General features: G+C 55.4%; 6 protein-coding genes. 1 reads left to right on the top strand and 5 read right to left on the bottom strand.

The features are described from left to right. The 3 genes from GTN70_05085 to GTN70_05075 all read right to left on the bottom strand — a co-directional run. Positions 1–419: hypothetical protein (locus GTN70_05085; protein ID NIO16357.1), on the bottom strand; the 419-nt coding region annotated here is incomplete at its 3' end. 253 nt (positions 420–672) lie between these two features. Then, a complete protein-coding gene (glnA, locus tag GTN70_05080; protein ID NIO16356.1) occupies positions 673–2085 on the bottom strand; it encodes a type I glutamate--ammonia ligase in 1413 nt (470 codons plus the stop codon). Positions 2086–2123: 38 nt separating this feature from the next. Then, the gene (locus GTN70_05075) at positions 2124–2462 is read right to left on the bottom strand and encodes a P-II family nitrogen regulator (protein ID NIO16355.1); all 339 of its coding nucleotides are present in this window, start codon (positions 2460–2462) and stop codon (positions 2124–2126) included. 525 nt (positions 2463–2987) lie between these two features. On the opposite strand from GTN70_05075, the gene GTN70_05070 reads away from it, so the two are divergent. Beyond that, positions 2988–3485: a hypothetical protein gene (locus GTN70_05070; GenBank protein NIO16354.1), complete on the top strand. Its 498-nt coding sequence runs from the start codon at positions 2988–2990 to the stop codon at positions 3483–3485. A 119-nt stretch (positions 3486–3604) separates the two neighbouring features. On the opposite strand, the gene plsY is transcribed toward GTN70_05070, so the two are convergent. Further along, a complete protein-coding gene (gene plsY, locus GTN70_05065; protein ID NIO16353.1) occupies positions 3605–4225 on the bottom strand; it encodes a glycerol-3-phosphate 1-O-acyltransferase PlsY in 621 nt (206 codons plus the stop codon). A gap of 10 nt (positions 4226–4235) precedes the next feature. After that, complete coding sequence (locus tag GTN70_05060; protein ID NIO16352.1) at positions 4236–4526, bottom strand: MTH1187 family thiamine-binding protein; 291 nt, start codon at positions 4524–4526, stop codon at positions 4236–4238. Positions 4527–4677: the final 151 nt, after the last annotated feature.

Below are 4677 nucleotides of genomic sequence, written 5' to 3'. Positions count from 1 at the left end.
GGGCCGTTCAGGAGGGCATCCCGGGCGTATGTTCCGTCTGGGCTGTCCCCCGGCCCCTTACCCCCTGCGATCGTGACCACCCATCCCTTCGGCACCATCACGACGGGAACGCTCGTATCCTCCCCGTCACGCAGCTGCAACCCGTATGCGAACCCCCGCGCAATCAAATCCCCCCCGCTGTCGTATTCGTCGACTTTTATGACCCTGTCGTTGCCCTCGGGCACGTCCCCGATGGTCCCCCTGGCGACAGAGCGGGAAAACTCGCGGGTGATCCCGGGAAAATCGGGGCCGGAAATCCTCACAACGATCCTGTCGTCTGGAGACAATATCGACGGGTCGACACCCCGGGGCAGCTCGAGCGTAATCGAAATGCTCCCGCTGCCGCCGCCCCCTCCGCCGCAGGAGAACAAAAGGATCACGATGCACGATAGGACGGCAACCCGATGGGGGGGGAAAATTCTCATACGAGGAAGAGTATAAAATTGAACCGGCCCGTGTCAATAACCACCCGCCCCGGATCCTGAAGCGCCTGTAAAAAATTACCTGTTTTGGCATGTCTGGCCGGCAATACGGCAAGCCGCATGATTGGGGGGAAAATAACGAGCCGGGGGCTCGTATAAAAAGAAAAGGCGGGCCTCTTTTGCCCGCCTTCAGCAGAAATCACCAGGGCCGTCAGCAATCGAAATAGAGCATGAACTCCGCCGGATGGGGCCTTGAGTTGATGTTTTTGACCTCGTGCTCCATCTTGTAGCTGATCCACATCTCGATCACGTCAGGGGTGAACACATCCCCTTTCAGGAGAAATTCGTGATCCTCTTCGAGCGCGCTCAGGGCTTCATCCAGTGATGCCGGTGTCTGGGGAACGCCCGCGAGCTCCTCGGGAGAGAGGGAGTAGATGTCTTTGTCCAGGGGGTCTCCCGGGTCGATGCGGTTCTGTATCCCATCGAGGCCGGCCATGAGCATGGCCGCAAAGGCAAGGTAGCCGTTACAGGATGGGTCAGGGGTGCGGTACTCTATTCTCTTCGCGGCGGGGGATGGTGAATACATGGGGATTCTCACCGCCGCCGACCTGTTCCTGCTCGAGTACGCCAGGTTGACGGGAGCCTCGAAGCCCGGGACGAGCCTCTTGTAGGAGTTTATCGTCGGGTTGGTGAACGCGCAGATTGCAGCGGCATGCTTGAGGATACCCCCCACATAGTAGAGTGCCTCCTTGGAGAGGCCGCCATACTCTTCACCCGCGAAAATGGGCTTGCCGCCCTTCCAGATAGACTGGTGGGTGTGCATGCCGGAGCCGTTGTCCTCGAAAATCGGCTTCGGCATGAAGGTAACCGTTTTCCCGTGCCGGCGGGCCACGTTCTTCACGATGTACTTGTACCACTGGAGGTTGTCGGCGCTCTCTACGAGGGGGGCGAACCGGAGGTCGATCTCGCCCTGGCCGGCGCAGGCAACCTCGTGATGCTGTGCTTCGATCTTCATGCCGATGTTTTCCATGACCCGCACCATCTCGTCCCTGACATCGTGGAGAGAATCGGTGGGAGGAACGGGGAAGTAGCCCTCCTTGTACCGGGGCTTGTAACCGAGGTTCGGGTTCTCTTCTCTTGCCGTGTTCCACTGTCCCTCGATCGAATCGATCTGGTAAAAAGCGTAATGCCTCTCGCAGGCGTACCGTATGTCATCGAGGATGAAAAACTCTGCTTCCGGGCCGAAATAGGCGGTATCACCGATCCCGGTTGACTCGAGATAGGCGTCGGCCTTTTTCGCAATGTTCCTCGGGTCCCGGGTGTATGCCTCTTTCGTTATGGGGTCGTAGACATTGCAGATCAGGGTCAGCGTCTTCCTCTTGATGAACGGGTCGATGACCGCCGTTTTGGACTCCGGGATGACGAGCATGTCACTCGCGTGAATGGGCTGCCATCCCCTTATGGAGGACCCGTCGAAACCGAAGCCCTCCTCGAAGGAATCTTCCTTGAGCTCGTAGACGGGAACGGCGAAGTGCTGCCAGAGGCCGAGAAAGTCCATGAACTTGAGGTCGACCATCTCCACGTTTTCCTTCTTGCAAAACTCGATAATCTCTTTCGGCGTCATGTAACCAACCTCCTGTCGAAGTTATCCGTAAATCCGGTTTATATGGCGTCCTCTCCTCTTTCTCCCGTCCTTATCCGGATGACATCGGCGATATCGGTGATGAAAATCTTTCCATCGCCTATCCTCCCCGTTCTCGACGCCGACTCTATCGTTTCGATGACCTTCTCCACCATCTCATCCTGGACGATGATCTCTACCTTGATTTTCGGGAGAAAATCGACGACGTACTCTGCGCCCCGGTAGAGTTCGGTGTGCCCCTTCTGCCTTCCGTATCCCTTCACCTCGACAACCGTCATTCCCTGTATCCCGATCTCGTTCAGAGCCTCTTTCACCTCATCGAGCTTGAAGGGTTTGATGATCGCTTCGATCTTTCTCATAAATCCTCCTTCCGTCGCGCATTTTTCTGTTGAACAAAAACCGTGCCCTCAGAGGCAGAAAAAAACATAGCCCCGGAAAAATGTGACAACACTTCGTTTCTTAAAGGATATTTTCGATTTAACTATTATCGTAACGTTTCCGGCTCTTTTTTTTAGATTGTTCCGCTAACGAGGATGCACAAAAAACAGACAGGCAAATGCTCAATTTTTAAGCAACTCTCTTAAATCGTTATGAAAAAGATTATATCGGATTTCCAAAAAAGTATAGGGAAAAAATTCGGCCGCCGCTTGCGAACCAAACGTCACCGGTCAGATACCAATCTTAAGGGCCGGGGAAAAAATCCGGTGAATGGCGGACCCGGCCGGCAAGGTCCTTCCCGGTACAAGGGAGAGACGAGAGGAAGGCCCCTGCGGCCACGGGGAAGTTTTCAAACGGGTTTGTTTCCGGTATGATTGTTTGCGCAAAACCTTCCCTTTTTTTTGGGGAGGGCGGGAAAAAAAATTGGCACGGACGATCTATCGGGCATGAAACTCGTCGTGGACGGTTATAACCTCCTTTTCCACCTCGGGCTTTCCCGGGGGGAAAACCTCGAGGAGGCAAGAGAGGAGCTCCTTGCCATGCTATCGGAGTACGGGAAGCTGAAGAAACTCTCGATCCTCGTTGTCTTCGACGGAAAGAGAGGCACCCCGGGAGGGGCCGTCGCAAAAAAGTGGGTGAAAGCAGTATTTACCTCGCCTCCTGAGTCCGCAGACGACAGGATAGCCAGGCTGGCGAAAAGTTTGCGGGAGGGCGCTTTCGTCGTGACGAGCGATGCGGGCCTCATAGCGAGAATAACCCCCTTTAACAGCACCTATGTGCGGGTAGATGAGTTTGCCGGGAAGGTGGAGCAGGCACACTACTTTTCCACAAAAGGGGTCCCGGAAGAGGAGGAAGTGGGGAAAGAGAAAAAACCCACGAAAGGGGCCTCCCGGAGATTGCCGAAAAAAAAGCGCATGCAGAAGAGAAACCTGGAAAAACTCTGAAGCGATACCGCTTCGCCGCTGAGGCAGAGGAAATTGCGTTGAACCGCCCCCCGGTGCTTTTGCTTTGAAATCCCCTTTTCGCGCCCGCCTGCCGGATTCCACTCGCGCGGAAATTTTGCCTATCTCTTCTTTCCGAGAAACTTGTTCTCCCTGCCTTCGACCAGCCTCCTGATATTCTCCCTGTGGGTAAAAAAGATCATCACGGCCATGAAGAGGGCGATGGCAATGTACAGCGGCGTCGGCCCGAGAAACGCCATGAGGACGGGAAAAGAGAGGGCGCAGAGAAGGGAGCCCACGGAGACATACCCCGTGAAAAAGAGGGCAAAGAGAAAAATCGTGAACAGGAGCAGGGCCGCGATGGGGGATAAAAAGATGATGATCCCGCCGGCTATCGCAACGCCTTTGCCCCCCTTGAACCTGAGGTATACGGGAAAGACATGGCCGAGAAATGCCGCGACAGCGCAGAGGGAAACGATGGCGTAATAGTTTTCAGGAAACGCCCGCCGGGCAAGGTAGAGGGGGACAAAACCTTTTGCCGCATCGAGGATGAGGGTGAGGGCCCCGCCGATTTTTCCGGCTGCCCGGGCAACGTTGGTCGCGCCTATGTTTCCCGAACCCACCTCCCGGGGATCTACCCCGCCCCCGAAAATATAGGCCACGATCAGCCCGAAGGGTATTGCCCCGAGGAGATAGGACCCGAGCACGTAGGCGCCCCAATGTACCAGCTTTTCGATTGCCATGAATGTCTTCTCAGATCTTGCTGAGAACCGCCTTTACCTTTGCATCCATCCGGTAGGATTCGCCCTTCCGGTAATCCAATTTGATATTGAGGGAGATCCGCGGGCAGTCTTTTTCGAGTTCCTCGAAGCATCTCTTGATCACCCCGAAAACCTGATCCCAGGATCCCTCGAGGATGGTGCCCATCGCGTGCAGCTGATTCTTCACCCCGCTTTCCTCGATAATTTTCGTGCACCGCGCAATGTACGGGCTGAGGCTTTCACCGGTGCCCACGGGAAAAATGCTGAACTCTGCCATAATCATACCTTCAACCTCCCTTCACGACTCTGCCGTATTTGCTCTCCAGGAAATTACCGATTCTTTTGAATGCCTCCCTGATGTTCTCGACGCTGTTTGCGTAAGAGAAACGGAGAAAGCCCTCGCCGTTGGAGCCGAAATCGACCCCCGGCGTCGC

It is taken from the genome of Deltaproteobacteria bacterium, from assembly GCA_011773515.1.
In the GTDB taxonomy this organism is placed as follows: domain Bacteria; phylum Desulfobacterota; class Deferrimicrobia; order J040; family J040; genus WVXK01.
The sequence above is the reverse complement of the archived record's forward strand: the minus strand, read 5'-3'. Positions and strand labels throughout refer to the sequence as shown.

Bases quoted from the DNA above. Each gene is read 5' to 3' on its own strand.
- glnA (NIO16356.1), bottom strand. From the start codon at position 2,085: ATGACGCCGAAAGAGATTATCGAGTTTTGCAAGAAGGAAAACGTGGAG.
- GTN70_05075 (NIO16355.1), bottom strand. From the start codon at position 2,462: ATGAGAAAGATCGAAGCGATCATCAAACCCTTCAAGCTCGATGAGGTG.
- GTN70_05070 (NIO16354.1), top strand. From the start codon at position 2,988: ATGAAACTCGTCGTGGACGGTTATAACCTCCTTTTCCACCTCGGGCTT.
- plsY (NIO16353.1), bottom strand. From the start codon at position 4,225: ATGGCAATCGAAAAGCTGGTACATTGGGGCGCCTACGTGCTCGGGTCC.
- GTN70_05060 (NIO16352.1), bottom strand. From the start codon at position 4,526: ATGATTATGGCAGAGTTCAGCATTTTTCCCGTGGGCACCGGTGAAAGC.